This is a genomic window from Streptomyces yerevanensis (genome assembly GCF_000716805.1).
Classification (GTDB): Bacteria; Actinomycetota; Actinomycetes; order Streptomycetales; family Streptomycetaceae; genus Streptomyces; species Streptomyces flaveus.
This window is the reverse complement of the sequence record NZ_JNWJ01000040.1, coordinates 72,330-99,183: the sequence shown is the minus strand read 5'-3', so window position 1 is coordinate 99,183 and position 26,854 is coordinate 72,330. Positions and strand designations below refer to the sequence as shown.

Annotated in this window: 28 protein-coding genes; 9 read left to right on the top strand and 19 right to left on the bottom strand. The window is 70.3% G+C overall.

Going from position 1 to position 26,854, the window contains the following annotated elements:
• The first annotated feature begins 20 nt into the window (after positions 1-20).
• Entirely contained in the window at positions 21-377 is a 357-nt protein-coding gene (locus OP79_RS33370; protein WP_033325518.1) for a 5-carboxymethyl-2-hydroxymuconate Delta-isomerase, read from the top strand.
• A gap of 16 nt (positions 378-393) precedes the next feature.
• Here OP79_RS33370 and OP79_RS33365 read toward each other — a convergent pair whose 3' ends face one another.
• Positions 394-1,089 carry a TetR/AcrR family transcriptional regulator gene (locus tag OP79_RS33365; RefSeq protein ID WP_106972537.1) on the bottom strand — a complete coding sequence of 232 codons (696 nt, stop codon included), beginning with the start codon at positions 1,087-1,089 and terminating at the stop codon, positions 394-396.
• Positions 1,090-1,365: 276 nt separating this feature from the next.
• Here OP79_RS33365 and OP79_RS33360 point away from each other — a divergent pair, with 276 nt between their 5' ends.
• Positions 1,366-1,794: a hypothetical protein gene (locus tag OP79_RS33360; RefSeq protein ID WP_078492163.1), complete on the top strand. Its 429-nt coding sequence runs from the start codon at positions 1,366-1,368 to the stop codon at positions 1,792-1,794.
• 70 nt (positions 1,795-1,864) lie between these two features.
• Here OP79_RS33360 and OP79_RS33355 read toward each other — a convergent pair whose 3' ends face one another.
• From OP79_RS33355 to OP79_RS33325, 7 genes are all read right to left on the bottom strand, one after another.
• On the bottom strand, positions 1,865-3,424 hold the full coding sequence (locus tag OP79_RS33355) for a DUF1996 domain-containing protein (protein WP_033325515.1): 1,560 nt from the start codon (positions 3,422-3,424) through the stop codon (positions 1,865-1,867).
• 271 nt (positions 3,425-3,695) lie between these two features.
• On the bottom strand, positions 3,696-4,349 hold the full coding sequence (locus tag OP79_RS33350) for a LuxR C-terminal-related transcriptional regulator (RefSeq protein ID WP_033325514.1): 654 nt from the start codon (positions 4,347-4,349) through the stop codon (positions 3,696-3,698).
• Positions 4,334-5,614, bottom strand: a complete 1,281-nt coding sequence (locus OP79_RS33345) for a sensor histidine kinase (RefSeq protein ID WP_033325513.1) — start codon at positions 5,612-5,614, stop codon at positions 4,334-4,336. The genes OP79_RS33350 and OP79_RS33345 overlap by 16 nt, the downstream gene beginning before the upstream one ends.
• Positions 5,615-5,666: 52 nt before the next feature.
• Entirely contained in the window at positions 5,667-6,686 is a 1,020-nt protein-coding gene (locus tag OP79_RS33340) for an SDR family oxidoreductase (protein WP_033325511.1), read from the bottom strand.
• A gap of 60 nt (positions 6,687-6,746) precedes the next feature.
• Positions 6,747-7,316 (bottom strand): winged helix-turn-helix domain-containing protein, encoded by a 570-nt coding sequence (locus OP79_RS33335; protein ID WP_033325510.1) that lies wholly within the window; start codon positions 7,314-7,316, stop codon positions 6,747-6,749.
• A gap of 308 nt (positions 7,317-7,624) precedes the next feature.
• On the bottom strand, positions 7,625-8,653 hold the full coding sequence (gene glnII, locus OP79_RS33330; protein ID WP_033325508.1) for a glutamine synthetase: 1,029 nt from the start codon (positions 8,651-8,653) through the stop codon (positions 7,625-7,627).
• 268 nt (positions 8,654-8,921) lie between these two features.
• The gene (locus OP79_RS33325) at positions 8,922-9,371 is read right to left on the bottom strand and encodes a MarR family winged helix-turn-helix transcriptional regulator (protein ID WP_033325506.1); all 450 of its coding nucleotides are present in this window, start codon (positions 9,369-9,371) and stop codon (positions 8,922-8,924) included.
• Positions 9,372-9,438: 67 nt separating this feature from the next.
• Here OP79_RS33325 and OP79_RS33320 point away from each other — a divergent pair, with 67 nt between their 5' ends.
• Positions 9,439-10,293 carry an alpha/beta fold hydrolase gene (locus tag OP79_RS33320; RefSeq protein WP_033325504.1) on the top strand — a complete coding sequence of 285 codons (855 nt, stop codon included), beginning with the start codon at positions 9,439-9,441 and terminating at the stop codon, positions 10,291-10,293.
• Positions 10,294-10,311: 18 nt separating this feature from the next.
• On the opposite strand, the gene OP79_RS33315 is transcribed toward OP79_RS33320, so the two are convergent.
• A complete protein-coding gene (locus tag OP79_RS33315) occupies positions 10,312-10,947 on the bottom strand; it encodes an RlpA-like double-psi beta-barrel domain-containing protein (RefSeq protein WP_033325499.1) in 636 nt (211 codons plus the stop codon).
• Positions 10,948-11,343: 396 nt separating this feature from the next.
• Between OP79_RS33315 and OP79_RS33310 the strand changes: the two genes are divergently transcribed.
• Together OP79_RS33310 and OP79_RS33305 are read left to right on the top strand one after the other, a co-directional pair.
• Positions 11,344-11,652: a hypothetical protein gene (locus OP79_RS33310; protein WP_033325617.1), complete on the top strand. Its 309-nt coding sequence runs from the start codon at positions 11,344-11,346 to the stop codon at positions 11,650-11,652.
• A 239-nt stretch (positions 11,653-11,891) separates the two neighbouring features.
• Positions 11,892-12,170: a hypothetical protein gene (locus OP79_RS33305; protein WP_033325498.1), complete on the top strand. Its 279-nt coding sequence runs from the start codon at positions 11,892-11,894 to the stop codon at positions 12,168-12,170.
• On the opposite strand, the gene pspAB is transcribed toward OP79_RS33305, so the two are convergent.
• The 3 genes from pspAB to glnA form a co-directional block, all read right to left on the bottom strand.
• Complete coding sequence (gene pspAB, locus OP79_RS33300) at positions 12,167-12,760, bottom strand: PspA-associated protein PspAB (protein WP_033325496.1); 594 nt, start codon at positions 12,758-12,760, stop codon at positions 12,167-12,169. The two genes, OP79_RS33305 and pspAB, sit on opposite strands and share 4 nt — an antisense overlap.
• 5 nt (positions 12,761-12,765) lie before the next feature.
• Positions 12,766-13,689: a zinc metalloprotease HtpX gene (gene htpX, locus OP79_RS33295; protein WP_033325614.1), complete on the bottom strand. Its 924-nt coding sequence runs from the start codon at positions 13,687-13,689 to the stop codon at positions 12,766-12,768.
• Between the two features lie 204 nt (positions 13,690-13,893).
• Positions 13,894-15,303: a type I glutamate--ammonia ligase gene (gene glnA / locus OP79_RS33290; RefSeq protein WP_033325495.1), complete on the bottom strand. Its 1,410-nt coding sequence runs from the start codon at positions 15,301-15,303 to the stop codon at positions 13,894-13,896.
• Positions 15,304-15,502: 199 nt separating this feature from the next.
• Between glnA and OP79_RS33285 the strand changes: the two genes are divergently transcribed.
• Entirely contained in the window at positions 15,503-15,970 is a 468-nt protein-coding gene (locus tag OP79_RS33285; RefSeq protein ID WP_033325493.1) for an RDD family protein, read from the top strand.
• A 241-nt stretch (positions 15,971-16,211) separates the two neighbouring features.
• Here OP79_RS33285 and OP79_RS33280 read toward each other — a convergent pair whose 3' ends face one another.
• The 4 genes from OP79_RS33280 to lipB all read right to left on the bottom strand — a co-directional run bounded on the left by OP79_RS33280 (position 16,212) and on the right by lipB (position 19,338).
• A complete protein-coding gene (locus OP79_RS33280) occupies positions 16,212-16,913 on the bottom strand; it encodes a DUF4191 domain-containing protein (RefSeq protein ID WP_033325492.1) in 702 nt (233 codons plus the stop codon).
• A gap of 60 nt (positions 16,914-16,973) precedes the next feature.
• Entirely contained in the window at positions 16,974-17,189 is a 216-nt protein-coding gene (locus OP79_RS33275; RefSeq protein ID WP_033325491.1) for an SCO2195 family GlnR-regulated protein, read from the bottom strand.
• Positions 17,190-17,467: 278 nt separating this feature from the next.
• Entirely contained in the window at positions 17,468-18,433 is a 966-nt protein-coding gene (lipA, locus tag OP79_RS33270) for a lipoyl synthase (protein WP_033325613.1), read from the bottom strand.
• Between the two features lie 107 nt (positions 18,434-18,540).
• A complete protein-coding gene (gene lipB, locus OP79_RS33265; RefSeq protein ID WP_033325490.1) occupies positions 18,541-19,338 on the bottom strand; it encodes a lipoyl(octanoyl) transferase LipB in 798 nt (265 codons plus the stop codon).
• A 263-nt stretch (positions 19,339-19,601) separates the two neighbouring features.
• Between lipB and OP79_RS33260 the strand changes: the two genes are divergently transcribed.
• Positions 19,602-21,059: an NsdA family TPR-like regulatory protein gene (locus OP79_RS33260; RefSeq protein ID WP_033325489.1), complete on the top strand. Its 1,458-nt coding sequence runs from the start codon at positions 19,602-19,604 to the stop codon at positions 21,057-21,059.
• A gap of 52 nt (positions 21,060-21,111) precedes the next feature.
• Here OP79_RS33260 and OP79_RS33255 read toward each other — a convergent pair whose 3' ends face one another.
• Positions 21,112-22,530, bottom strand: coding sequence for an NAD(P)/FAD-dependent oxidoreductase (locus OP79_RS33255; protein ID WP_033325488.1), 1,419 nt, complete (start codon positions 22,528-22,530; stop codon positions 21,112-21,114).
• Positions 22,531-23,042: 512 nt separating this feature from the next.
• Positions 23,043-23,945 carry a TIGR01777 family oxidoreductase gene (locus OP79_RS33250; RefSeq protein WP_033325487.1) on the bottom strand — a complete coding sequence of 301 codons (903 nt, stop codon included), beginning with the start codon at positions 23,943-23,945 and terminating at the stop codon, positions 23,043-23,045.
• 130 nt (positions 23,946-24,075) lie between these two features.
• Between OP79_RS33250 and OP79_RS33245 the strand changes: the two genes are divergently transcribed.
• A complete protein-coding gene (locus OP79_RS33245; protein WP_211270912.1) occupies positions 24,076-24,564 on the top strand; it encodes a GNAT family N-acetyltransferase in 489 nt (162 codons plus the stop codon).
• Positions 24,565-24,601: 37 nt separating this feature from the next.
• On the opposite strand, the gene OP79_RS33240 is transcribed toward OP79_RS33245, so the two are convergent.
• Complete coding sequence (locus tag OP79_RS33240; protein WP_033325485.1) at positions 24,602-25,786, bottom strand: MarP family serine protease; 1,185 nt, start codon at positions 25,784-25,786, stop codon at positions 24,602-24,604.
• 255 nt (positions 25,787-26,041) lie between these two features.
• On the opposite strand from OP79_RS33240, the gene OP79_RS33235 reads away from it, so the two are divergent.
• Positions 26,042-26,824, top strand: coding sequence for a peptidoglycan recognition protein family protein (locus OP79_RS33235; protein WP_245685540.1), 783 nt, complete (start codon positions 26,042-26,044; stop codon positions 26,822-26,824).
• Positions 26,825-26,854: the final 30 nt, after the last annotated feature.

Here is a 26,854-nt window from a genome sequence, read left to right as displayed (position 1 = left end):
CCCGTAGAACAGGAGTGCCCATGCCGCAGATCACCGTCGACTACTCGGCGCCGCTCGCCGACGCCTTCGACCGGAAGGGCTTCGCGCTCGCGCTGCACACGATGGTGGTGGAGACGGCCGCCGCGAAGATCGAGGCGTGCAAGACGCGGTTCCGGCCGACCGAGGACCTGGTGATCGGCGCGGAGGCGGACGGGCACGCGCTGGTGCATGTCGCGGTCGCGCTGCTGCCTGGCCGTACGGAGGAGACGAAGGCGGCGCTGACTGAGCGGACGCTGGAGCTGCTGCGGGCGCATGTGAAGCCCGCCGGCGGGATCACGCTGCACGCCTCCGCGGAGGTGCGGGACCTCGACGCCTCGTACATCAAGTTCGAGGAGTAAGGCCAGAGCAGCAGGCCTACGACGCGAGCGCGACCAGCCGGCCGACGAGGTCCGTGAACGGGCCCTCGGCCGGCTCGTCCTTGAGCATGCGGCGCAGCAGCGTCGCCATTTCGTCGTCGTACGCGGCGCTCACCGCCGTCAGCGCGGCGAAGTCGTGGACGAGCTGCGCTTCCAGTTCGACGCGTGGGATGCGGCGGCCGTCCAGCCAGATCAGGGCCGTCGACTCGGCGAGTGAGATCCAGGAGCGGACGACCAGTTCAAGCCGGGCGGGCGGGTGGTCGATGTCCAGATGCGCCAGTATCTGGAGGTACGCGGCCTGTCGTACGCCGTCGACGAGGGCGTTGGTCGCCGAGGAGCCCACCGCGGGGCCGCCCCGCATCAACGCCGAGAATCCGGGCCCGTGTTCGTCGACGAAGTCGAAGTACCGCCGCATCACCCGCAGCAGCCGCGCGCCCAGCGGGCCATCATGCGGCTCCACGAACCGGGTCGCCAGATCGTCGGCCGCCCGCTTCAACGCCGCCTCGTACAGGCTGAGTTTGCCGGGAAAGTAGTGGTAGACCAGGGGCCGGGAAATGCCCGCGGCCGACGCTATCTCGTCGATGGAGACCTCGTCGGGCGAGCGTCGGCTGAACAGTTCGAGCGCGACGCCGATCAACTGCTGCCGCCGCTCCTCGACACCCATCCTGCGACGTACCTGTACCCCGGTTGTCATGCGAACACCTTACCGATCGGATCCGGCCTCCAACGGGACGGTGCCGCAAGGGTGTTCACATGTCCAGCGCCTCACTCCGTGAGTCTGTGGGCGTCCGGTGGGCGTCGCGTGGGCGTCCGGTGGGTCTCGGCGGGAGATGGCCGACCGGGCCGGGCGTGTGGTTCGGTGGGGGACCGATTGAGCGTGGGGCCTCTGGGAGCCGTATCGAGTACAGGGCCCTTGCCAGGGCTCTCTGCGGCGTGGAGTTCATGTCGCCGGACGGGACCGGAGGAAAAGATGAGGTTGACGCGACAGAAGCTGGCCGCGGCCGGGGCCGTGGCGGTGCTGGCGCTGTCGGGCTGCGGGTCCGACGACGGCGGCGACAGCGCCAGTGTGCCGGAGACGGCGACGGGGAGCCTGGAGAGCCTGGCCGCCGAGGCGAAGTGCAAGCCGAACATCCAGACGGACGCGGACACGATCCGCCAGGCCATCTGCAAGAAGGGCGCCGAGAAGTACGTCCTCGCCACCTTCGCCACCGACCGCGGTCAGCGTGAGTGGCTGAACGGGGCGAAGGACTACGGCGGCTACTACCTCGTCGGCCGCAAGTGGGTCGCCGTCGGCGAGGAGAAGACGGTCACGGCGCTGCGCGGCTCGCTCGGCGGGACCATGGAGGAGGGGTCCGAGCACATGAATCCCGGTGGTAGTCACAACAGTGGCGGTCACTGACCGCACCGGTTCGGGGCAAGCGAAAGCCGGCGGTGGGAAATCCCACCGCCGGCTTCCTAGTGGTTCAGGACTACTGGCAGTCCTGGCCGCTGTTGATGCAGTCGACCACCTGGTTCATCGTCTCCTCGTTGAAGAAGTTGATGAAGTCGTTGTGGTCGGTGATCGGCTTGTGCAGCTGGTCCGGGAAGGAGTCCACTGCGAACGGGTTCTGGACCTGTCCGTTCTGGATCTGCGGCGCGTCAACGTCGTAGACCAGGCGGACCTGGAGCTGGGGGATGGCCTGGAAACCGTTCGAGCAGCTGCCGTCCTCGTTCACGAAGTCCACGTGATCGCGGTGGTTGGCGCTGTCGATGTTCTGACCGTCCCAGCAGCTCTGGAAGTTGGTCGTCCGAACCACCGAGCTGCCCTCGGGGCAGAGCGGGTACTTGTCCGTCAGCTGGCGGTCCTCGAAGCCGGTGCAGCTCCAGTTCGTGTTGGCGTTGCCGTTGCCGTTCACGAAGGCCTTGGCGTCACCGGTGATGATGCGCAGGGCCTCCGGCATCGCGGTGACATCGCTCTGCTTGTTGCCGACGAACTTCAGCTGGGCCTCGCTGGCCTGGATGATCGTGCCGACGTTGCCGTCCTGACCGCCACCGGGGGCGTTGGCGTCAATGTCGTCCTGACCGTCCTGCACACGCAGCACCGGCCAGAAGTACGACGACTTGTCGCCCTGGTTCTCGCAGGTGGTGTCGCCGTTCGCCAGGTCCTCGTCGCTCGCGAAAGCGTCGTTGGCCTGGTTGCCGACGTAGTCGTGCTGGTGCTGAGCACCGTTGCTGACACCGGGAGCGACGATCACGTTGTCCGAGTTGCGGTTCTCGTTCTCGTTGGTGCCGCAGTTCGTGGTGAAGGTGCCCTGCGAACCGCTGTCACCGTTCGCGGCGAGTCCGTTTCCGTCCACGCCCTGCGGGCCGCCGGTCGGCTGAACCTGGGTGATGTCCTGGAAGTCGTCCGCGACCGGGCCGTTGCCCTCCTGGCCCTGATCCTGACCGTCACCCTGGTCCTGGCCCTGATCCTGACCGTCGCCCTGGTCCTGACCCTGATCCTGACCGTCACCCTGGTCCTGGCCCTGATCCTGGCCGTCGGCCTGGTCCTGACCGTCACCCGCGGCGGGGTCCGGCTGCTCGGCCGGCACACCCTCGCACTGGGCCATCTGCTCGGCTCCCTGCGGAGGCTGACCGCCCGCGTTCCGGATGTTGATGCCGATCCGGTCGATGGTGGCCGTCCGCTTGGACTTCAGCGGGCCGAGGATGGCGTTGTCGACGTAGCCGGAGTCGCCGGCCTGGGCCTGGCGGGTGTCCGCGAGGCGCTTGTAGGCGTCCGTGACCTGCTGGTCGAGCTTCGCCAGCTCCTGGTCGACACCCTGGCGTGCGCCGTCCGGCACGTCCGTCAGCTGCTGGCCGACGTCCGGGCATTTGATCGTTGCCACCCCTGCGGCGGTGGTCTGCGCGTTCTGCGGCGAGTCTCCACCCTCGCCCGCAGAAGCGTAGATATTGGCCGCGAGCAAGCCGCCGCCACCCAGCGCGAGAGCCGCCGATGCGGCTATCGCCCGGTTGGCGAGCGTTGAGCGGCGTTTTCGGTTTGTGCGTCCCATGGAACTCCTCTGGCTTCCTTGCGGGGCATTGAGGCGCCCGACAGGAGGTGAAGCGGCGTCGTTCAGTACGCAAGGGGCTCATGGGGCGTTCAGCGGCATCAGAAATTGGTGAGAGATTGGTGGAGCAATTCCGGCGCAAGGGGCCCAGAACCCCCTGTTTCAACGGCAGTTGAGGGGGGAATGCTGAATCTGATTCAGTGAATCTTCGGTAAGAGCCCAATTCTTATACCGGCCCTCTGTCGGTCCCGTAGCGTCCTCTGCCGGTTCCTTTTCAGCGGCCCTGATCCAAATAAGCGAGAACGGCCAGTACGCGGCGATTGTCATCGTCCGACACCTCAAGACCCAGCTTCGCGAAGATGTTGGAGGTGTGCTTCGCAATGGCCCGTTCTGTCACGACCAGCCGCTCCGCGATCGCCGCGTTCGAGCGGCCCTGTGCCATCAGCTCCAGCACCTCCCGCTCACGCGGCGTCAGCCGCCCCAGCGGCCGGCTCTCCGCCTGACGCCGCGACAACAGCTGCTGGATCACCTGCGGATCCATCGCGGTGCCGCCCGCCGCGACCCGGCGTACGGCGTCGATGAACTGCTCGGCGTCGAAGACCCGGTCCTTCAGCAGATAGCCGACTCCGCCGGTCCCGTCCGCCAGCAACTCCCGCGCGTACAACTGCTCCACGTGCTGCGACAGCACCAGCACCGGCAGCCCGGGTCTCGCCCGGCGCGCTTCTAATGCGCACTGCAAGCCCTCGTCTGTGTGCGAAGGCGGCAGCCGGACGTCGACGACGGCGACGTCCGGCTCCAACTCGGCGAGCGCCCGGTTGAGTTCGGGCCCGCTCTCCACCGCCGCCGCGATCTCGAAGTCGTACGCCTCGAGCATCCGCACCAGTCCGTCGCGCAGCAGGAAGAGGTCTTCGGCTAGGACAACTCGCAAGGGATCTCCATGGTCACCATGGTGGGACCGCCCGCGGGGCTGCTGACGGCCAGGACGCCGTCGAATGTACCCAGTCGCCGCTCGACTCCGGAGAGTCCCGAACCCGCCCCGATCACGGCACCGCCCTGGCCGTTGTCGGTGACGGCGATCCGCAGCATCCCCTCCGCGTGGTGCACATCGACCCAGATCCGATCCGCCTCCGCGTGCTTCACCGCATTGGTGAGGACCTCGCTCACGGCGAAGTACGCGGCCGACTCGACGGGCTCGTCCGCGCGCCCCGTCAGGTCCACGTCCACCTCGGTGCTGACGGGCAGCCGCAGTGCCAACGCCCGTACGGCGTCGCCCAGTCCGCGTTCGGCGAGCACGGGCGGGTGGATGCCGCGCACCAGGTCGCGCAGCTCGGTGAGCGCGTCGGCGGAGTTCCGGCGGGCCTCGGCGAGCAACTGCCTGGCCTTCTCGGGGTCCTTGTCGAGGAGCGCCTCGACGGTGCCGAGGTCCATGCCCATCGCGACCAGCCGGGCCTGCGCCCCGTCGTGCAGGTCCCGCTCGATGCGCCGCAGTTCGGCGGCCGAGGTGTCCACCGCGTCCCGGCGGGTCTCGGTCAGGACGCGGACGCGCTCGGCCAGCTCGCCCTGACCCGGGGCGAGGAGGGCGCGGGTGAGCTGGAAGTGGGCCTTCAGCAGCCGCGGGCCGGCGAAGTGGGCCAGGAAGAGGAGCGCGAGCGCCAGCGCGGCGGCGCCGAACGCGGAGGCCTGGCCCGTGACCGGCACGAAGCCGTACCAGTACGCGACGTATCCGGCGTCCGCGAAGACCCGCCACAGCCCGGCCGCCAGCGCGAACCCCTCCAGGGGGTAGAGGAACAGCACCGCCGGCAGCAGCGCGGTGAGGAACCCCGCCGTCATGTCGACCGGCAGCCACCTCAGGTCCCGCCAGGTCGCCGGGTCGCGCAGCAAAGCGAACGTACGTGTCCACGGGTTGGCGCCCTCCGGGACCGGCCGGTACGCCGACGGGATCTTCACCCCGCACCACTGGGCGGCCAGCACCCGCCGCCAGTCCGCGAACGCCCGCACCCCCGTGAGCACCCAGGGCGTGGTGACGAGCCCGATCCCGATCGGTATCAACGCGATGGACACCAGGGAGAGCGTGAAGCAGAGCACCGCCCCCGGCAGCAGCACCAGCGCCAGCCCGAGCCCCCGTACCGCCGCGATCCCGGACCCCCGCACCCTGGTTGAACCGCTGCCGCTCTTCGTCTCGATGGTCGTCATGGCGTCAGTCTGGCCGAGGGGGCGGCGCGGGGCACGGGGGCTGGGCGCCGGATCAGGGGGTGTTGCCAGGTACACCTCCGCCGCTCGCCAGCACCTTTGCCTCCACCTCCGGATCGAGGCCCTTGGCCGTCCGGTCCGGCCGCTGCGGCGCCGTACCGCCGATGCCTTGGAGCCACTTCCAGGTATCGGTCACGGTGTCGGCGACGGGCCGGCAGTCCAGTCCCGTCGCCAGCGCCCGGGAGACGTCCGCGGCGTGCAGGGCGTCGTGCAGGTCGCTGCCCGGCGGCACCCACACCGGCAGCTGGACCCACGGCTCGATACCCGCCTCCAGGATCACGTCCGGGTCGGTCCACCGCAGCTCGGCCGGACCGCCGGTGGCGCGCACACAGGCGTCGAGCAGGGTGCCCATGGTGGCGTGCCCCTGCGGGCTGATGAGGTTGTACGGCCCGCTCAACTCCCGCTCCACCGCGCCGAGAACCCACTCGGCGAGGTCACGGACGTCGACGTACTGGAGGGGCAGGTCGCGCGGCCCGGGCGCGAGGACGGGTCCGCCGCGGGCGATCCTGCCCAGCCACCACGGCAGCCGCCCGACGTTCTCGTACGGCCCGAGGATCAGCCCGGCCCGCACGAGCAGCGAACGGTCCGCGCCGAAGGCCTCCACGGCGGCCAGTTCGCCGCCCCGTTTGTCCCGGGCGTAGTCGGTCTGCTCGGCGTCGGCGGAGGCGTCCTCCACCAGGGGTGCGTCCTCGCCGTATCCGGCGGGGCGGGGCCACTCGTACACCGAGCAGCTCGACACGTACACGTACCGCCCGGCGCGGCCCCGCAGCAGCCGCGCCGTGTCCCGTACGGCCCGAGGCGCCGCCGACCAGGTGTCGACGACGGCGTCCCACTCTCCCTCCGCGAGGGCGGCGAGCCCGTCGGGCGCGGTGCGGTCACCGTGCAGTGACCGCACCCCGGCGGGAGGCGCGTGCCGTCCCCGGTGGAAGACGGTCACCTCCCAGCCGCGCCCGAGGGCCGCCTCCGCGACGGCCCGTCCCGCGAACTCTGTCCCACCCAGCAGCAGAAGTCTCATACCGGTGACTCTGCCCGGCCGGCTCACGGGACGGAACGGGAATCTGCCCTCAGCAGAGCGTCAACGCCCCGCCGGCGGCGCGTACTTGTACCCCACCCGGCGCACGGTCTGGATCACCTGCCGGTGCTCGGCGCCCAGCTTGCGGCGCAGGCGGGCGATGTGGACGTCGACGGTACGGCCGTCGCCCACATGCCCGTACCCCCACACCGTGGTGACCAACTGGTCGCGGGTGTACACCCGGTGGGGGTGGGTGACGAGATGGGCGAGCAGCTCGAACTCCAGGTACGTGAGGTCGAGCGCGCGCCCGTCCACCTCGGCGGTGCGCTGCGCGGTGTCGACCCGCACGAGCGGGTCGTCGGCGGCCCCGGCACCCGTCTCCGCCCGCTCGGGCACCACCACCGGCGCGAACGGCGGCTGCTGGTCGGCCGGGACGAGCACCAGATACCCGACCATCGGCGGCCGCCCCGGGAGGGTGGGCAGGGTGTGCGGGGGCGCGGGCAGCAGGGTGGCGCCCGGCGGCAGGAAGTCCGCCACGTCCACCACCTCGTCCCGGTCGACGGCACGCAGCCGGTGCCGGGCGGGGGAGTTCAGGGGTGCGGCGGTGGGGGAGAGGGAACGAGTGTTCGCCATGAGAGGTCAGCTCTTTTCGCGCGAGAGGTTCGTCGGGGGACGTACGTCATTGCGCGCCGACCGAAGGCCGAGGTGCGGCTTTAGAGGGCCGGCGCGTTCACCGCGCGGCAACACTCCCGGTCGAAGACGTGGTGCTGACGGGAGGGCCAGAAGGGCTCGAGGTCATGGCGACCTGTCGCGGGGTGCTTCTGAGGGCTGGCCATGGGCCCATTGAAGCAGACGAAGCGGACAACGGTGAGGGGGCGTCCACCGTTTGTGATGGACGCCCCCTCACGGAGTCGTACGGAGCTGCGTCGTACGGGTACGGGTCAGACCTGGCCGGCCTTGTCCAGGGCCGTGCAGCAGGTGTCGACGATCAGGCGCGTCACGACGTACGGGTCGACGTTCGCGTTCGGGCGGCGGTCCTCGATGTAGCCCTTGCCGTCCTGCTCGACCTGCCACGGGATACGGACCGAGGCGCCACGGTTGGAGACACCGTAGGAGTACTCGTTCCACGGGGCGGTCTCGTGCAGACCGGTCAGGCGGTCGTCGATGCCGGCGCCGTAGTTCTTGACGTGGTCCATGGGCTTGGAGCCCTCGCCCAGCGACTCGCACGCGGTGATGATCGCGTCGTAGCCCTCGCGCATCGCCTTGGTGGAGAAGTTGGTGTGGGCGCCGGCGCCGTTCCAGTCGCCCTTGACCGGCTTGGGGTCGAGGGTCGCGGAGACGTCGAAGTCCTCGGCGGTGCGGTAGAGCAGCCAGCGGGCCATCCACAGCTGGTCGGCGACCTCCAGCGGGGAGACCGGGCCGACCTGGAACTCCCACTGGCCGGGCATGACCTCGGCGTTGATGCCGGAGATGGCGAGACCCGCCTTGAGGCAGTTCTCCAGGTGCGCCTCGACGATGTCACGGCCGAAGATCTCGTCCGAGCCGACACCGCAGTAGTAGCCGCCCTGCGCGGCCGGGAAGCCGCCCTCGGGGAAGCCGAGGGGGCGCGAGCCCTTGAAGAAGGTGTACTCCTGCTCGATGCCGAAGATCGGCTCCTGAGCGGCGAACTTCTCCGCGACCTCGGTGAGCGCGGCACGGGTGTTGGACTCGTGCGGCGTCATGTCGATGTTGAGGACCTCGCACATGACGAGCACGTCGTCGCCGCCGCGGATCGGGTCCGGGAAGGTGGCGACCGGCTTCAGCACGCGGTCGGAGGCGTGGCCCTCGGCCTGGTTCGTGGAGGACCCGTCGAAGCCCCAGATCGGCAGCGCTTCGCCCTTGGCGTCATCGGCCAGGATCTTCGTCTTGGAACGCAGCTTGGCCGTCGGCTCGGTGCCGTCGATCCAGATGTACTCAGCCTTGAAGGTCACGGGCCACATCCTTCGGGGTGGGTCTTGTTGCGCTCGGTCGTCACGGGCGCGCGGCGCTGCGGCACTGGGGCGCCGCGGGGTGCGGCACAAGGGTGCCGCGGGGATGACCGCAGCCTGTCAACAGGCCATTTCCCGATCATTGCTCGGCCGTGAACCCCGTGTTACCTGGTGCTTGTGGGCTGGGGGCCCGCCTTGAGAGCGGGTGGGCTCCGTCGTATACGAGGGAGTACGGGAGCGGAGGAGACAGAGCGAAGGCTGTACGGGGGCGTCACTCGCTCCCGGCCGAGGCCTCCCGCATTCCCTCCAGGAAGCCCCGGATCGCCTCCCGCTCCCGCTCGTCACAGTTCTGGAGCAGCTCCACCGCCTTCCCGATGAGTGGCCCGAAGAAGGACCACCCCAGTTCGACCGCCCGCTCGTCCACCTCGACGACCACCTTGCGCCGGTCCTGCCGGCCCCGCACCCGCCGCACATGCCCGGCCCCCTCCAGCCGGTCGAGCAGCGAGGTGGTCCCGGCCGAATTGAGCCCGAGCGCAGCACCGAGCCGCCCGGCCGTCATCTCCTCGCCGGCCCGGGAGGCATCCATGAGCTCGATCAGGGCGCGTACGTCCGTCGGGTGCATGCCGTTGTGGCTCGCGAACCGGGCGCTGCGCAGGCCGAGTTCGACCGTCACTGCTCGCAGGAGATGAACGATCTCCATCTCGGGGCCCTGGTTCCGCATGTGCCGCCTCCGGCTATCATCTCGCTCGTCGAAAATCTCGCTCGGCGAGATAATACGGGAGGGCTCCATGAGCACGTACGACAGCGACGCCTTTCAGTCGGCCTACGACAAGGTCATGGCCAAATGGCCCGCGGAACGGGAGGCGATCCGCGTCTCCACGCCGTTCGGTACGACGTACGTCAACGCCTGCGGACCGCCCGATGCGCCCCCGCTTCTCCTCCTGCCAGGCGGCGGAGGTGCGACCTCCGCCTCTTGGCACGCCCAGGCCGCCGACCTCGCCCGCAACCACCGTGTCCTCGCCGTCGACCTGATCGGCGCCCCCGGCCGCAGCGAACGGGCCGGCGACCGTCATCCCCGTACGGTCGCCGACCTGTCCGTCTGGCTGGACGCGCTCCTGGACGGCCTCGGTGTGGAGACGGCGGACATGGGCGGGCACTCGTACGGCGGCTGGATCGCCCTGCATTACGCGCTGCTGGCGCCCGCCCGGGTGCGCCGCCTGTTCCTCCTGGACCCGACCCAGTGCTTTGCCGGGTACAAGGCGGCGTACCTGCTGCATGCCCTGCCGATGTTGCTGCGCCCCGCGCCCCACCGGGTCCGCGCCTTCCTGGAGTGGGAGGCCGGGGGAGTGGCTCTCGACCCGGACTGGCTCCGCCTCCAGGAGACGGCCGCCGGCTTCCCCTCCGCGAAGCCGGTGACAGGGCCCCGCCCGGTGCCGGAGGCGCTGCGGGGCCTGGACGTGCCGGTCCTGCTGGTCCTGGCCGGCAACGGCAGGGCTCATGACGCCTGCCAAGTGGCGGCGCAGGCAGGCGGGCTGTTGCCGCGCGCGGAGACAGACGTACTGCCCGACATCTCGCATCACGCGTTGCCGCAGGCCGCACCCGCCGAACTGGGCCGCCGCCTCACCGATTTCCTCGGTGGCTGACTCCTCCGTGGCCGGGCCTCACCCCACCTTCTCGATCAGCGCCCGACGGATCAGGAACTTGCCGGGCTCGCGGACCTGCTCGAAGGCCGCGTTGTTGAGGAGGGCGCAGCTGCCGGAGGTTGATGTGACCTCCACTGTCGTGGACTTGTTGTTGTCCAGGTTCGTGACCTTCAGTTGCGTACCGGGCGGGAACTGGTTGCTGGACGCGGCCGGGGCGCCCTCCTCGCCGGAGAGTGTGACGGTCGAACCCGCGCAGACCTGCTCACCGCCGGCGACCCCCGTCGCGTCGCCGGAAGTGTCTGCGGGAGCCGGTGCCGGCTGCTCGGCCGGGGCGTCCTGAGCCGACTCCCCGGGCGTGCAGCCGGAGGCTTCCTGCTTGCGCTCGATCTCCGCGATGACCGCTTCCCGGTTGGCGATCCGGGCCTCGGACTGTGCGTCGGGATTGGCGCGTTGCCCCTCGATGAACTTCTCGTTGTTCCCGAGCGCCGTGGCCAGACCCTCGCAGACCGTGGAGGACTGTGCCTGACCGGCCGGCGCGGCGTTCGAGGTGGCCGCCAGAGCGAAGGCCCCGCCTCCGGCGACCGCCGCGGCGCTCACCAACAACGCGAGCTTCTTCTTGGGGCCGATCGTTCTCCTGCGGGACGTACGCGGCATAGCGGGCCTCTTGTCTCCGGCCGCCCTGGCGGCGACCTGTCGTGAGCGGGGAGTACGCCGCTATGTACGAGATGTCGAACAGAGTTACTCGACAGCTCACACGAGTCACTCAAGTGGCTTGGATCACAAAGGAGGTTGAGTAATTCCTCGCCTGGTCGAGCGCGGTCCGAGTGAGGGGCGCCACCCTCTGCGTGCGCCCGTCGATGGTCTTGTTCGAATTTGGCGCCGCCTCATGCGCACCTCGCGGACCTGGGGTGAAGCCACGCCAATTCCCTATCTCACCTGGCCTTTTTGCGGACTTGGCGGACTGTCTCGATGTCAGTGGTGGGCAGTAAACTATGAGTAGTGTTCGAGGGCGCCGACGGACGGCTCCCTGACCGCGACAGGAGGATGCTCGTGCCCGCTGCCGCACTCTTCCCGCTGCCCACGCAGTCCACAGCCAAGAGGCCGGTTCCGCTGGACCTGCCGTACGAGCCCGTCGAGAAGCGGCCGCTCCCGCCGGGGCGTCCACGCGACTGGTACATCACACACAACCGGCGCCTCAAGGCGATGCGGCTCGCCATCGCATTGCTGGACTCCGGCGTCTACATGCCCAACCAGGCCCGCAACGAGACGATCCACCGCACGGCCGAACTCATCGGCGTCCACCCGCCGTCGGACACGACGTGTCACATGGTGCGAGCCCTGATGCGTTACGCCCGCTGAGGTCTCCGGGTTTCCTTTCCAGCGCCGGTCGCCCTTGGGGTGGCCGGCGCTGGGTTTTCCCCAAGCCCACCCCTTCCCGAAACCGGGAGCTCTGCCCCAACCGCCCGACCCGGCGAAGTAATTCGGTTTCGGCGAAGTGGCGTCACCCGGCATCCTGAGGATTACTCTCAACCCACCGGCGAACGGACGTTCGCAAACCGCAGCGTGCGTCCCAACCATTCAAGCGAAGGAGGCTCGTCATGGGTACCTTGATCATTCTGGCGATCCTCGTGCTGGTCGTCATGGGGTTCAGTAACCCTGTCTGGTGGATCGCCGCCGCCGCGCTGCTGTATCTGCATGTCCGCTACGGCCACACCGGACCGTCCCCGTCATCCGGCGGCCCCGCGGGCTCCTCGGGATCCCCGGCTCGCGTGGACGAAAGCTACCGCGCGTACCGCCAGCGCCGTGACCGTCAGGCCAGGTGGGAGCGCCGTTACCGTCGCGAGCGCCGCTGGGCGTCCCGGCAGCAGAAGGGCTAACCCACGCCCGGCGCTCCCCACACCGGGAACCAGCGGCTCAGATCCGGCTCCAGCCGCAGGTCGTTCGCAAGCACTGCTCTGACCTGCAACTCCAGGGCGCTGTCGCGCCGTTCCCCGCCACCGGGGAGCGGCGCGAAAACGTAGAAGCTGCCTCTCTTGTAGAGGTACACGAGCCCGAGCGGCCGCCGCTCGTCACCGCCACCCCGAAACCCGACGACGGAGCACAGCAACTGCGGCCCGAACCCGCTGCCTTCCAGCGCGCTGTTCACCGCGTGCAGATCACCGACGAGCGCGGGCAGGTCCTCCGGCGACCGCCGCGAGACCAGCCACGTGTACCCGTACGAGTCCCGGCTCACCTCCACCGGCGGCCCCGTCCGCTCGGCATCCGCGTCCAACAACGCCCGTACTTCCTGGCGTACGTCCTCGAAGGCCGCCCCTTCGACCGTCGCGAAGCACACCGAGCCGTGCCCGGTCGGTGTGAAACCGGCCGCCGCCTCCAGGGTGATCGCGGCGGACGGCAGGGCGAAGAGCTGGTCGAGGTCGGGGGCCACCGGCTTGCTGCGGCCCAGCAGGATGTCCAGGAGCCTCATCCCGCTCAACCCGCCTTTCCGGAGGGCGACGACTCACCCAACTCGCGGGAGATCCGGCCCAGTTGATCGAGCCGCTCCTCCAGGCTCGGGTGGGTCGAGAAGAGGCGCTGGATGCCCGGGGTTTTGCCGGACGCGGGCGTGAAGTAGAAGGCGTTGAAGGCCTGTGCGGTCCGTAGATCGCGGGTGGGGATCTTGGCGATGTCGCCGGTGAGCTTGGTCAGCGCGGAGGCGAGTGCCGAGGGGCGGCCGGTGAGCATGGCCGCGGCGCGGTCGGCGGCCAACTCCCGGTACCGGGAGAGCGCCCGGATGAGGAAGAAGCTGAGCGCGTAGACGGCAGCGGACACCGCCATCACCGTCATGAGCACGACGGCCGCGTTCTGGTCCTTGCGGCCGTGCCCGCCGAACACCTGGGAGTAGAAGACGAACCGTACGATCAGCCCGGCGAGCACCCCGAGGAACGAGGCCACGGTGATCACCGCGACATCGCGGTGCGCCACATGCGACAGCTCGTGCGCGAGCACACCCTCCAACTCGGCGGGCTCAAGCCGCCGCAGTAGCCCGGTCGTCACGCACACGACGGCATGATCGGCGTCGCGCCCGGTGGCGAAGGCGTTCGGCATCTCCATGTCGGACACGGCGACGGCGGGCTTCGGCATGTCGGCGGTGGCGCACAGCCGGTCGATCACCCCGTGCAGCTGCGGATACTCCTCGCGCTCCACGACCCGCCCGCGCATCGCGAACAACGCGATCCGGTCCGAGAACCAGTACTGCGCACCGAGCACCGCCGCCGCGATCACCACGACCAGCACCCACGACTTCAGCAGCACGATCAAGGCGGCGACGAACGCCACGTACAGCAGCCCGAGCAGGAACAGCGTGACCCCCATCCGCATGTTCAACCGTCGGTCGGGCTGGAATCGGCTCCGCATCACGATCACCCCACACATCGGGCACTCGTCCCGATTCCAGTGTGCATCGGGCATATCCATGACCGGATCCCGATCTTCCCCCTACGGGGCAAAGGAACGGCGCGGTCAAGGCAAAGGCTCGCCAGGCTCTCGGAAAGAACGACGGAGCCCCGCCCCCACCCACGAGGGGCGGTGACGGGGCTCCGTACCGGAAGCCGTGTCGACTTACACGTCGAAGTACAGCTCGAACTCGTGCGGGTGCGGACGCAGCTGGAGCGGAGCGATCTCGTTCGTGCGCTTGTAGTCGATCCACGTCTCGATCAGGTCGGACGTGAAGACGTCGCCCTGGAGCAGGAACTCGTGGTCGGCCTCGAGAGAGTCGAGGACGGCCGGGAGCGAGGTCGGGACCTGCGCGACGTTCGCGTGCTCCTCGGGAGCCAGCTCGTAGAGGTCCTTGTCGATCGGCTCGGCCGGCTCGACCTTGTTCTTGATGCCGTCCAGGCCGGCCAGCATCAGGGCCGCGAAGGTGAGGTACGGGTTGCCGGAGGAGTCCGGCGCCCGGAACTCGACGCGCTTGGCCTTCGGGTTCGAGCCCGTGATCGGGATACGCATGGCCGCGGAGCGGTTGCGCTGCGAGTAGACCAGGTTGATCGGGGCCTCGAAGCCGGGGACCAGGCGGTGGTACGAGTTCACCGTCGGGTTGGTGAAGGCCAGCAGCGACGGGGCGTGCTTGAGGATGCCGCCGATGTAGAAGCGGGCGGTGTCCGACAGGCCCGCGTAACCGGCCTCGTCGTAGAACAGCGGGTCGCCGTTCGCCCACAGCGACTGGTGGACGTGCATGCCCGAGCCGTTGTCGCCGAAGATCGGCTTCGGCATGAAGGTGGCCGTCTTGCCGTTGCGCCAGGCGACGTTCTTCACGATGTACTTGAAGAGCTGGAGGTCGTCGGCCGCGGCGAGCAGCGTGTTGAACTTGTAGTTGATCTCGGCCTGACCCGCGGTGCCCACCTCGTGGTGCTGGCGCTCGACCTGGAGGCCGGACTTGTTCAGCTCCAGGGAGATCTCGGCACGCAGGTCGGCGAAGTGGTCGACCGGCGGGGTCGGGAAGTAACCGCCCTTGTAGCGGACCTTGTAGCCGCGGTTGTCCTCCAGCGCACCGGTGTTCCAGGCGCCCGCCTCGGAGTCGATGTGATAGAAGGACTCGTTCGACGTGGTGGCGAAGCGCACGCTGTCGAAGACGTAGAACTCGGCCTCGGGGCCGAAGTACGCGGTGTCGGCGATACCGGTCGAGGCGAGGTACGCCTCCGCCTTCTTGGCCACGTTGCGCGGGTCACGGGAGTACTGCTCGCCCGTGATCGGGTCGTGGATGAAGAAGTTGATGTTGACCGTCTTGTCACGGCGGAAAGGGTCCACGCGCGCGGTCGACAGGTCGGCCCGAAGCGCCATGTCCGACTCGTGGATGGCCTGGAAGCCGCGGATCGAGGAGCCGTCGAAGGCAAGTTCCTCGCTCGGGTCGAAGGCCTCTGCCGGCACCGTGAAGTGCTGCATCACGCCAGGCAGGTCGCAGAAGCGGACGTCGATGAACTTGACGTCCTCGTCCGCGATGAACTTCTTGGCCTCGTCGGCGTTCTGGAACATCCAGCTCCTCCTACTCCCGACCGTCCGTGCCGGGGTGGTAGTTCGTTCGTGCGGCCAGTGCGGTGGCACACGCTGAGGCCCGACAATAGGGACGGGTGATTTCTCGAGCGTGACCCATTTGTTTCGCCCAAGTTAACCGACCCCGGCCCGCCTGACCCCACCTGTCCGCATATCAAAACCGGCGCAGTACCGTGGACGCGTGGACAACAGGCAAGCAATCGGATCCTGGCTCTCCGGACCGCGCGCCGCCGCGGAGGAAGCCGGTGCCGACTTCGGATACCGGGGCGAGCAGCTCGGCCTGCCGGAGTCGGGCCCCGGCTCGATCGCCCGCCCGGGCCGACGCCTCGGCGCCCTCGCGGTCGACTGGGGGCTGTGCCTCCTGATCGCATACGGACTGCTCACCGACGGCTACAACCAGGCGACGGGCAACTGGGCGCTGCTGATCTTCTTCGTGATGAGCGTCCTGACCGTCGGCACGATCGGCTTCACCCCCGGCAAGCGCCTGTTCGGCCTGCGAGTCCTCACCCTGGAAACCGGCACCGTCCAGCCCGTGCGCGCCCTCCTGCGCACGGTCCTGCTGTGCGTCGCCATCCCGGCCCTGATCTGGGACCGGGACGGCAGGGGGTTGCACGACCGCTTGGCTCGCACGGTAGAGGTACGGATCTGAGGAACGCGCCGTAAGTGGGCCGGCCCCTTCGGGGGCGACCCGCTCAGGGGTGCGGCTTCGGCGGCAGGCCTACTCGGGGGCTCGGGGAGGCGCAGTCTTTTCAGGGGCGCGGGGAACTGCGCGACCAGCCACGACGCACATGCAGTCGGCAAACTGCAGAACCACCCCCGACAAACGCCGAAGGGCGCCGGAACCCACAGGTTCCGGCGCCCTTCGGCTACTGCCAAGCTCAGCGGCAGCGCTACCGCATCTTCGGGCCACCGCGCGGCATCCGCATCCCCTTGGGCATCGGGCCCTTCGGCATGGGGAGGTTCGACATGATGTCGCCCAGGGCGCGCAGTCGGTCGTTGGTGGCGGTGACCTGGGGGCCGGTCAGCACGCGGGGCAGCTTCAGCATCGTCGTACGGAGCTTCTTGAGCTCGACCTGACCTTCGCCGGTCCCCACGAGGATGTCGTGGACGGGCACGTCCGAGACGATGCGGGCCATACGCTTCTTCTCGGCGGCCAGCAGACTCTTCACCCGGTTCGGGTTGCCCTCGGCCACCAGCACGATGCCGGCCTTGCCGACGGCTCGGTGCACCACGTCCTGCTGACGGTTCATCGCCACCGCCGGGGTCGTCGTCCAGCCGCGCTTCATGTTGTCCAGCACCGCGGCCGCCGCTCCCGGCTGCCCTTCCATCTGCCCGAAGGCGGCACGCTCGGCCCGTCGTCCGAAGACGATCGCCATCGCGAGGAAGGCGAGGAGGAAGCCGAGGATGCCGAGATAGACCGGGTGACCGATCAGGAAACCGATCGCGAGAAAGACACCGAGGGTGCCGATTCCGACAGCCCCGAGTACAAGACCGATCTTGGAGTCGGCCCTGCGGGTCATCTTGTAGGTCAGAGCGATCTGCTTGAGTCGCCCGGGGTTCGCAGCGTCCGCTGCGTTGTCCTTCCTCGCCATGCCGAGAAGTCTACGTGGCGCGGGAAGTGCCGACGACGGCGGTGCCGCGTCGGCGGGCGGTCACGGGCGAGGGGCGAAGGACGGCTGCACGAGGGACTGGTCCAGGACGCGCTGCGCCTCGACCCTGTCCTTGGCCCGGCGGCGGTCCTCCATGACAGAGGTCCATGCGTTGCGGCGGGCGGTGCGCTGTCCGCTGCTCATGAGGACCGACTCGACGGCACGGAGTGCATCGGTGAAAGACGGAATCGCTGTGGCGCGTACGGGTGTGGCCTGCATGGTGGAGGTCCCCCCTCGGATGACGGCTCTGGGATGAGTCTGTACGTGGCGTGAGAACAGAGTCACAGATTGGTGTTACCAGGGCATGACCAAGCGGTCAAACGCCAATGAAGCCTTGATGCGAGGCCCGAAAACGCCGACGCGGCCCTGACGGTGGCTCCCATCTGCGGGAACGGTCAGAACCGCGTCGTATCGGACACTACTCACGGGTAATGTCTTGTGTGCGGATTCACACGATCAGCTGGCACTGCGTGCCATCGCGCAGGTCGTACGAGATCTCAGACGGCCTGCGAGGCGACGTACGCGCCGCGCTTCTCGATGGCCATCTGGTAGAGGCGCCCGGCGCGGTACGAGGAGCGCACCAGCGGCCCGGACATCACACCCGAGAAGCCGATCTGGTCGGCCTCCTCCTTCAGCTCCACGAACTCCTGCGGCTTGACCCAGCGCTCCACGGGGTGGTGGCGCACGGTCGGGCGCAGGTACTGCGTGATGGTGACCAGCTCGCAGCCGGCCTCGTGCAGCTGGCGCAGCGCCTCGCTGATCTCCTCGCGGGTCTCGCCCATGCCGAGGATCAGGTTCGACTTGGTGACCAGGCCGACGTCGCGGGCCTCGGTGATGACCTTCAGGGAGCGCTCGTAGCGGAAGCCGGGGCGGATGCGCTTGAAGATGCGCGGGACCGTCTCGATGTTGTGCGCGAAGACCTCCGGGCGGGAGGAGAAGACCTCGGCGAGCTGGGCCGGCTCGGCGTTGAAGTCGGGGGCCAGCAGTTCGACCTTGGTGCGGCCTGCCTCACGGTTCGCGGTCTGGGCGTGGATCTGGCGGACCGTCTCGGCGTACAGCCAGGCGCCGCCGTCCTCCAGGTCGTCGCGGGCGACGCCGGTGATCGTGGCGTAGTTGAGGTCCATCGTGACCACGGACTCGCCCACGCGCCGGGGCTCGTCACGGTCCAGTGCTTCGGGCTTGCCCGTGTCGATCTGGCAGAAGTCGCAGCGCCTGGTGCACTGGTCGCCGCCGATGAGGAAGGTGGCCTCGCGGTCCTCCCAGCACTCGTAGATGTTGGGGCAGCCCGCCTCCTGGCAGACCGTGTGCAGGCCCTCGCTCTTCACGAGGTTCTGCATCTTGGTGTACTCGGGGCCCATTTTCGCCCGGGTCTTGATCCACTCGGGCTTGCGCTCGATGGGGGTCTGGCTGTTGCGGACCTCCAGGCGCAGCATCTTGCGTCCGTCGGGGGTGACTGCGGACACGACCGGCTCCCTGTGCATTCGATTCCTCGGCGCACACCAGCGTACGCCCGTGTTTGATGGGCCTTTCTGTGAGGCCAACCTGTGGGCCTCAAGGTCCATTCCTTGCGTCAGGCGGTCGCCTTCTCGGTCTCCCGCGGCTTCAGGTCCGCGTTCTCCAGTACGTCCCGCAGATGCTTCTCGGCCACCGGCAGGACCTCGGCGATCGTGACCTCGCGCCCCAGCTCGTACGCCAGTGACGTGACGCCCGCGTCCCGGATCCCGCACGGGATGATCTTGTCGAAGCTGGAGGTGTCCGGGTTCACGTTCAGGGCGAAGCCGTGCATCGTGACGCCCTTGGCCACGCGGATGCCCATCGCGCAGATCTTGCGGTCCTCGCGGCGCTGGCCGGCGTTCGAGGGGGCGTACTCGGGGCCGTTGAGGCGCGGGTCGAACTCGTCGTCCGTGAGGCGCGGGTCGAAGTCCAGGGAGAGCCCTCCGAGGGAGGGGCGCTGTTCCACCGGGTCGCCGAGTATCCACACGCCCGCGCGACCCTCGACCCGTGAGGTCTCGAGGCCGAAGTCGGCGCACACGCGGATCATCGCGTCCTCGAGGCGGCGCAGATGGGCGACGACGTCGACCGGGCGCGGAAGCTTCTGGATCGGGTAGCCGACGAGCTGGCCGGGGCCGTGCCAGGTGATCTTGCCGCCGCGGTCCACGTCCACGACCGGGGTGCCGTCGAGGGGCCGCTCCTCGGGCGCGGTGCGCCGGCCCGCCGTGTAGACCGGCGGGTGCTCCAGGAGCAGACAGGTGTCGGGGATCTCGTCCTGGAAGCGGGCGGCGTGCACGCGGCGCTGCTCGTCCCAGGCCTGCTGGTACTCGACGGAGTCCGCTCCGAAACCCATCCGGACGAACCGCAACTCACCCACGGCAAACGCCTCCCTGGAAGACCCGTAAGGCGCGTACGCGCCCCACGCCACTGTACGTCCGGGCTCTGGCCGGCCGAGTTCGGCCCTGTCCGTCCGGCTGGCAGGGCGGCAGCCCGCGTCGCGCCCGTCATCCTCGGGCCAATCCTCACACGATCGGATGAATGAGTATCGAAGCCTGCGATGGCACGCTTACGGAGCGCTACATTCACGCCGTTCACGAGGCCATTTCCCCGAGGCCTGGAAGGCAGGAGTTCGCACCGCAGATGACGGAACGACCCGCGCAGCGCACCCCCAACCGTCAGCTCGCCGCACTGATCGCAGAAGCGGGGTTCTCCAACGCGGGACTAGCCCGTCGCGTGGACCAGCTCGGTCTCGAGCACGGGCTCGATCTGAGATACGACAAGACGTCGGTGACCCGCTGGCTACGCGGCCAGCAGCCGCGCGGCACGACACCGGCACTGATCGCCGAGGTGTTCACACGCCGGCTCGGGCGCCGGCTCACCGCACAGGATCTGGGACTGGACGCCTGCGCCCCCGTGTACGCGGGGCTCGAGTTCGCGGCCACGCCCGAGGAGGCCGTGGACATCGTCAGCGGACTGTGGCGCAAGGACTCCGGGAGCCACGCGGAGCTGCGCAAGATCGCGTTCACCCCGGCGGGGCTCGTCGTGCCGAGCCGGGACTGGCTGATCGGGCGGCCCGACGACCGGGTGGGCCGCGCCGGGGACCCCACGGTCGTACGGGTGCCCGCGCAGGGCCGCCTCAGCGCCGTGTCCCGGCAGCGTGTGCAGGCCGAGCGGCAGACCGAGCGCGAGCCCGGGCAGCGGGTGACCGCGGGCGACATCGCGGCGCTGCGGAAGGTCGGGGAGCTGTTCCGGGCGCTGGACCACGCCTACGGCGGCGGCCACGCCCGGCAGGCCCTGGTGCGCTACCTGGAGCACGAGGCGGAGCCGATGCTGCGCGGCGCATACGGGGAGCAGACCGGGCGTCAGCTGTTCGCCGCCGCCGCCGATCTGACCCGGCTCGCGGGCTGGACCTCGTACGACATCGCCGCGCACGGACTGGCCCAGCGGTACTTCGTGCAGGCGCTGCGGCTTGCGCAGGCGGCGGGGGACCGGGCGTACGGGGCGTACGTCCTGGTGACGATGAGCCGACAGGCCGTGTACCTGGGCCACGGCCGGGAGGCGGTGCAGCTGGCGCGGGTCGCCCAGCAGGGCGCGGGCTCGTCCGCGCCGCCCGTCGTGCAGGCGCTGCTGCACGCGGCCGAGGCTCGCGGGCACGGGGTGCTCGGCGAGGTACGGGCCTGCACGGCGTCCCTCGTACGCGCGGAGCGGGCGCTGGAGACGGCCCGGCCCACCGACGACGTCCCGTACTGGGCGCGCTTCTTCGACCAGGCGCAGCTCGCGGACGAGTTCGGGCACTGCCATCGGGACCTCCAGCAGTACCGCGCCGCCGCCCAGCACGCCGAACGCTCCCTCCAGCTCCGGGCTCCCGGCTACGCCCGCAGCCGCCTCTTCTGCCGCGTCGTCCTCGCCACCGCCCGCCTCGGCCTCGGCGAACTCGACCAGGCCTGCCAGCTGGGCGCGGAGGCGGCGGCCCAGGCCGCCGAGATGCGCTCGGTGCGGGCGGTGGAGTACGTACGGGACTTCGAGCGGCGGTTGGAGCCGTATCGGGACGCGGCGCCGGTGCGGGGGTATCGCGACAAGGTCGCCGCGCTCGGGTAGTGGTGCGGGGTTGGAGGTCCCGCCCCGCGACGGGGCCTCCAACCCTGTCCGGTTACGCGGCCCTGGGTAACGGGGCCGCCGTGTGCGCCGAGTTGGCGCCGAGCTCCGTCAGCAGGGCCGTGGCCGCGCGGTGGCCCGAGTGCAGGGCGCCCTGGACCGTGCTGGTGTCGCGGTGGTCACCGCAGACGTAGAGGCCGGCTAGGAGGCGGACGGGGCGGCGGAGATCGTGCGGGGGCGGCATCGCGGGGACGGCGTCCGGGGTGTGGTGGACGGCGAGGAGCTCCCAGCGGAGTGTGGACGTGCCGTAGAGGTCGGCCAGGTGGGCGCGTACGACCCGGTCGACGTCCGGAGGCGGTGCGCCGAGGATCGTGGACGAGACCAGAGCGCGGCCCGCGGGGGCGCGGGACGGGTCGACCTCGCTGAGGACGGCGGTGTGGGCCACCGGGCCGCGCCGGTCCGCGTCGAGGAGCAGCCCCGCTCCGGCCGAGGGCACCTCGTCGGGCGTGTGGTGCACCACCGTCACCGGGTGGAACGGCGGCACCCGCAGGCCGGGCAGCAACTCGGCGGCGGCGCGGGCGCCGGTCGCCAACAGGACGGCCCGGCAACGGAGTTCGCCGTGTTCCGCGGTGCGTACGGACGTCGTGGACACGGACGTGACCTGTACGCCGGTGCGGACCGTGCCGGGCGGCAGAGCGGCGGCGAGCAGCTCCGGCAAGGTGTCGGCGCCGCCCTCCGGCACGCACAGCCGTCCGGCGGCGAAGGCGCGCAGCGCGAGGTCCGCGGACCGGCTGGACATCGTCAGATCCGGGTCGCAGAGCAGTGCGGCCAGCAGCGGCCGCAGAAAGCCCTCGACGGTACGGGTGGGCATTCCGCGCGCCGCCAGCGCGTGACCGGCCGACTGGTCCGGTCGCGCCAGCAGGCGCTCCACCGGGGCGGCGGCGATCCGGCCGAGCGCGGCGGCGAGCCGTGCCTGGTCGATGGCGCTGCCGAGGGGTGGGAAGGACCGAGGCAGGGGCAGGGCGGCGGCCGGTGGCGCCGCCCGGGCCACGGTGCCGTCGGGCGACGGCCCTGCCCGCCGGGCGGCGCGTGGCCTCCGGGGGGCGGCCACAAAGGCGCGTGCCGCGCCGAGTGCGCCCCTTGCGCCCCCGGCGCTCGTTACGCCTCCGGGCTCGCCCGCCCGGTGCGTACGCCCGTCGGCGTGGACGAGTACGCCCGGTGCGAACGGGCGCAGGGTCAGGGCGTCGAGACCCGGAGTGAGACGTAATTCCGGGTACGCGGTGGACAACAGCCGGCCGATCCGGTCGAGCCGGAAACCGTCGACCTTCTCGGTCGACATACGGCCGCCGACGTAAGGGGCGGTCTCCAGGACTACGGTCGTTACTCCTGCGCTGGTCAGCCGGTGAGCAGCCGAGAGTCCCGCGACCCCGGCCCCCACTATGACGACGTCCGCCTGATAAGCGGGCTCAAGCACGTGCCCCTCCTTGAGGTCGCGCGGCTCCTGGGGACGTCATGCCCCCGACATGCTTCCGGAATTCCGGAGTTTCTGGACGAGGTTAGGGGGTGGGGCGCTTTGCGCTGAGCCGCGCATGGGCGGCGCACGGGGGCGCTCCGCTAGGTGCGCGGTTTTCGGGTGCGCATACGGCCCTGGGCTGGTACAGGGTGCGGGTTCTCCGAGACCGGACCTAAGCGACGGGCATACGACGCACCGGCCCACGACCCCTCCCGCCGGAGGGAAGCCGCGGGTACGTCGTGGCTGGCGGTGAGTGGAGCCGCAGGCTTTTGCTTTTCAGGGGCGCGGGGAACTGCGCGACCAGCCACGACGGGCCCGCAGCCGCGACACAACGTGTCACCCCCACTCCCTGGCGGGGGGCCTGGGGGCGCAGCCCCCTCACGCGGCGGAGCCGCAAATTGATACAGCCGGGAAGGGGCGGGGCTGGGGAAAGAAACCCCTCCCACCCCAGCCCCCGCGTACCCGCACCGGAATCAGCCCCGGGCCGCCGCCCGAATCGCGTCCTCGATCCCCGGGAACGCGAAGGAGAAGCCCGACTCCAACAGCCGGGTGGGGAGCACCCGTTGGCTGCCCAGTACGTCCCCGGCCATCTCGCCGAGTGCGAGCCGCAGTGCGGGTGCGGGCACCGCGAAGAGGGTGGGCCGGTGCAGCACGCGGCCCATGGCGGCCGTGATCTCGCGGTTGGTGAGCGGCTGTGGAGCCGTCAGGTTGAAGGGGCCCGACAAGGACTCCGTGTCGAGCAGATGCCGCAGCGCGGCCACCTCGTCGTGCAGCGCGATGTAGCTCCAGTACTGGCGTCCGTCGCCCAGCCGCCCGCCGAGCCCCGCCTTGAACAGCGGGAACAGCCGCCCCCAGGCCCCGCCCTTGGCGGACACCACCAGTCCGGTGCGCGCGAAGATGGTCCGTACGCCCGCCTCTTCGGCCGGAGCCGCCGCCTCCTCCCACTCCACGCACATCGAGGGCAGAAACCCGTCCCCGGGCGGCGAGTTCTCGTCCACGGCCCGTTCGCCGGTCTCTCCGTAGAAGCCGATCGCGCTGCCGTTCACAAAGACCCGCGGCAAGGGGGAGAGGGAGGCGGCCGCCTCCGCGAGCGCCGCCGTCCCGAGCAGCCGGCTGTCGCGGATCTTCCGCTTGTACGCGTCCGTCCAGCGGCGGTCACCGACGCCGGCCCCGGCGAGGTTCACCACGGCGTCGCACCCGGTGAGCCCCGCCGCGTCGACGTACTGCCGCTCGGGATCCCACTCCACCTCGTCCTTCGCCCGGGGCGTACGGCGCACCAGCCGCACCACCTCGTGCCCGTCCGCGGTCAGTGACCGCACCAGTGCCGCACCGATGAGACCGGACGCCCCGGCCACGGCGATTCGGGAAGCTTCCATGCCCCCATCCTCCGCCCACGCCCTCGGGCCACCGCGCCGAGGGTGCCCGAAGCGCGCCGCAACACGAGGGTGCCCGAAGCGCGCCGAAACCCCGGACGACAGCTCGCACCCCCGCCGTACAGTGACCTCCATGCCCGCCTTGCACATACGCCCCGCCAGCTACGACGACGAGGACGCGCTGGGCCGGCTCGACCGTGCGACCTGGTCTTACCTGCACGCGGTCCGGCCCCAGGAAGAGCCGCCGTACGAGCCGTTCTTCGGCGACCGCTACGGGCCCCGCGACCATCTCGTCGCGGAGCTGGACGGACGCCTCGTCGGCTATGTGCGCCTCGGTTTCCCCACCCCGCTCGTCTCCAACGCACACGTACGGCAGATCCAGGGCCTCGCCGTCGCCGAGGAGGCGCGCCGCTTCGGTGTGGGCCGGGCGCTGATCCGCGCGGTGATCTCCGAGGCCCGCCGCCAGGGCGCCCTGCGCATCTCGCTGCGCGTCCTCGGTCACAACACCCCGGCCCGCAGGCTGTACGAGTCGGAGGGCTTCGTCGTGGAGGGCGTCCAGCCGGGGGAGTTCTACCTCGACGGGAAGTACGTCGACGACGTGCTGATGGGCCGCAGCCTCTGAGTCCCCGTCAGGGCACCGTCCCTGCCCCCGCCGGTGCTCAGGACGTGACCAGGTCGCCCGTGTCCACCGGCGTCGACGACCTCGCCGCCTGCGCCGCGTCCTCCGCGACCTCGTCGGCGGTCAGGACGTAACCCGTCTCGGCGTCGCTGGTGGACCGGGCGAAGACGACCCCGTACACCTTGCCGTCCGTGGTCAGCAGGGGGCCGCCGGAGTTGCCGGGCAGCACCGTGGAGCGGATGGAGTAGATCTCGCGGGTGACGATCTCGGAGCCGTAGATGTTCTGGCCCCTGGCCTGGATCTTGTTCGCGACGGTGGCCGCCTGGAGGTCCAGACCGCCGTCCTGCGGGTAGCCCGCGACCACGGCCGCGTCGCCGCGGGTCGCGCTGGTGTCGAAGGGCAGTACGGGGGCTTCGAGGCCCGGTACGTCGAGGACGGCGACGTCCTTGTCGGCGTCGAAGAGGACGACCTTCGCCTCGTACGTCCGGCCCGTGCCGCCCACGCGTACGGTCGGCTCGTCGATGCCCGCCACCACGTGGGCGTTGGTCATCACATGCTCGGAGGCATAGACGAAGCCGCTGCCCTCGCGGCCCTGGCCGTCCGCGACGCCCTCGACCTTCACCGAGGAACGCGTCGCGGCCCGGCTCGCCGCCGCGGTGACGCTGTCCCCGGAGGGCCTGGCGACGCTCGTGGCCGGCTCGCTCTCGAACGGGTTGAAGACCTGCGGGAACCCCGCCTCCGTCAGCGCCGAGGTGGCGCGGGAGAACCAGGCCGGGGTCGTCTCCGGCATGACGTCCTGCACTGTGCCGAGCAGCGAGGAGCCGCGGATGGCCTGGCTGAGGACGGGGGAGGCGGACGCGGCGAGCACGCTCGCGGCGACCCAGGACACCACCAGGACGGCCACCGTGTTGGCCGCGGCTCCGCCGACTCCGTCGGCGATGCGCAGCGGGCCCCGGTCCAGCTCGCGGCGCAGCCGCAGGGCGAGCCGCCCCGCCAGCTCGTGCCCGACCACGGCCGGCACCAGCACGGTGAGCACCGCCGTGATCGTCGCCGTCGTGGTCCCCGCCGTCACCAGGTCCATCATCCAGGGCAGCACCCATACGCCGATGACCGCGCCGCCCACGAAACCGGCCAGCGACACGCAGCCCGCTACGAGCCCGCGCCGGTAGCCGGACGCCGCATAAACGAGGATCACCAGCAACAGCAGGATGTCGAGCAGGTCCACGGAGCACCCTTTCTCTTGGACCCCTCAGTACGCGCGCAGCGGGCCCAGTGATCAAGCTACGCGCGCGTGGGGCCCGTAAATCGGCCACGCGCGCGTGGGAGCTGCCGCGTCCTCCCGGGGATGACCCCTGGGATCCCCAGCCGGAATCCGCACACGTGCGTGGAACCTAAGAAACGTGCAGGGCCAGGGCGCTGGTTCCACCGGGTGGCACAGCACACATCGCGGAAGGCACGGGTGTCCCGGAGAGTGGGCCTCATGCGTGTCTTCCGTACACCGCTGTCGCGTATGCCGCGTGCGGTGCGGGTGGCCCTGGTCTGTCTGCCCGGCCTCGCGGCCGTCACCGCGCTGGTCCTCTGGGCCGCGGGCACCGACCGGACGCAGTCGGGTCCCGGACGGCCCGCCACGGCGCGGACCCCCGCGGGACACCGCGCCGACCGGCCCGCCATCGTGCCCAGGGAGCACTGGCTCGGCGACGCCGCGTACACGCGCCCGCCCACCCGGTACGCCGACCGCGTCCTGGCCGTGTTCGTGCACCACACCGACTCGCCGAACGACTACGACTGCGCCGACGTGCCCCGCATCATCCGGGACATGTACGTCGGGCAGGCCGGCGGTCGGCAGTGGGACGACATCGGCTACAACTTCCTCGTCGACCGCTGCGGCACCATCTACGAGGGCCGGGCGGGCGGAGTCGAGCGGCCCGTCGTCGGGGCGCACACCCAGGGCTTCAACGTCGGTACGACGGGGATCGCGGCGATCGGCACCTTCACCGCCGGGGTGCCGGTCCCACAGGCCATGACCGACGCCATCGCGGCCGTCGCCGCCTGGAAGCTGGGCCTCGGCGACATCGACCCGCGCCTCCCGGTCCAGCTGGTCTCCACGAACAGCATGAGCAGGTACCAGGCGGGCACACCCGCGACCTTCGCGGCCGTCGCGGGCCACGCCGACGGCTACTACACCGCCTGCCCGGGCGAGGCCCTGACGGCCCGTCTCCCCGAGATCCGGGAACGGGCGGCCCACCTCCAGGGCAGGCGGTAGCTCACAGGTACGCCACAGCCGGCTCACCGA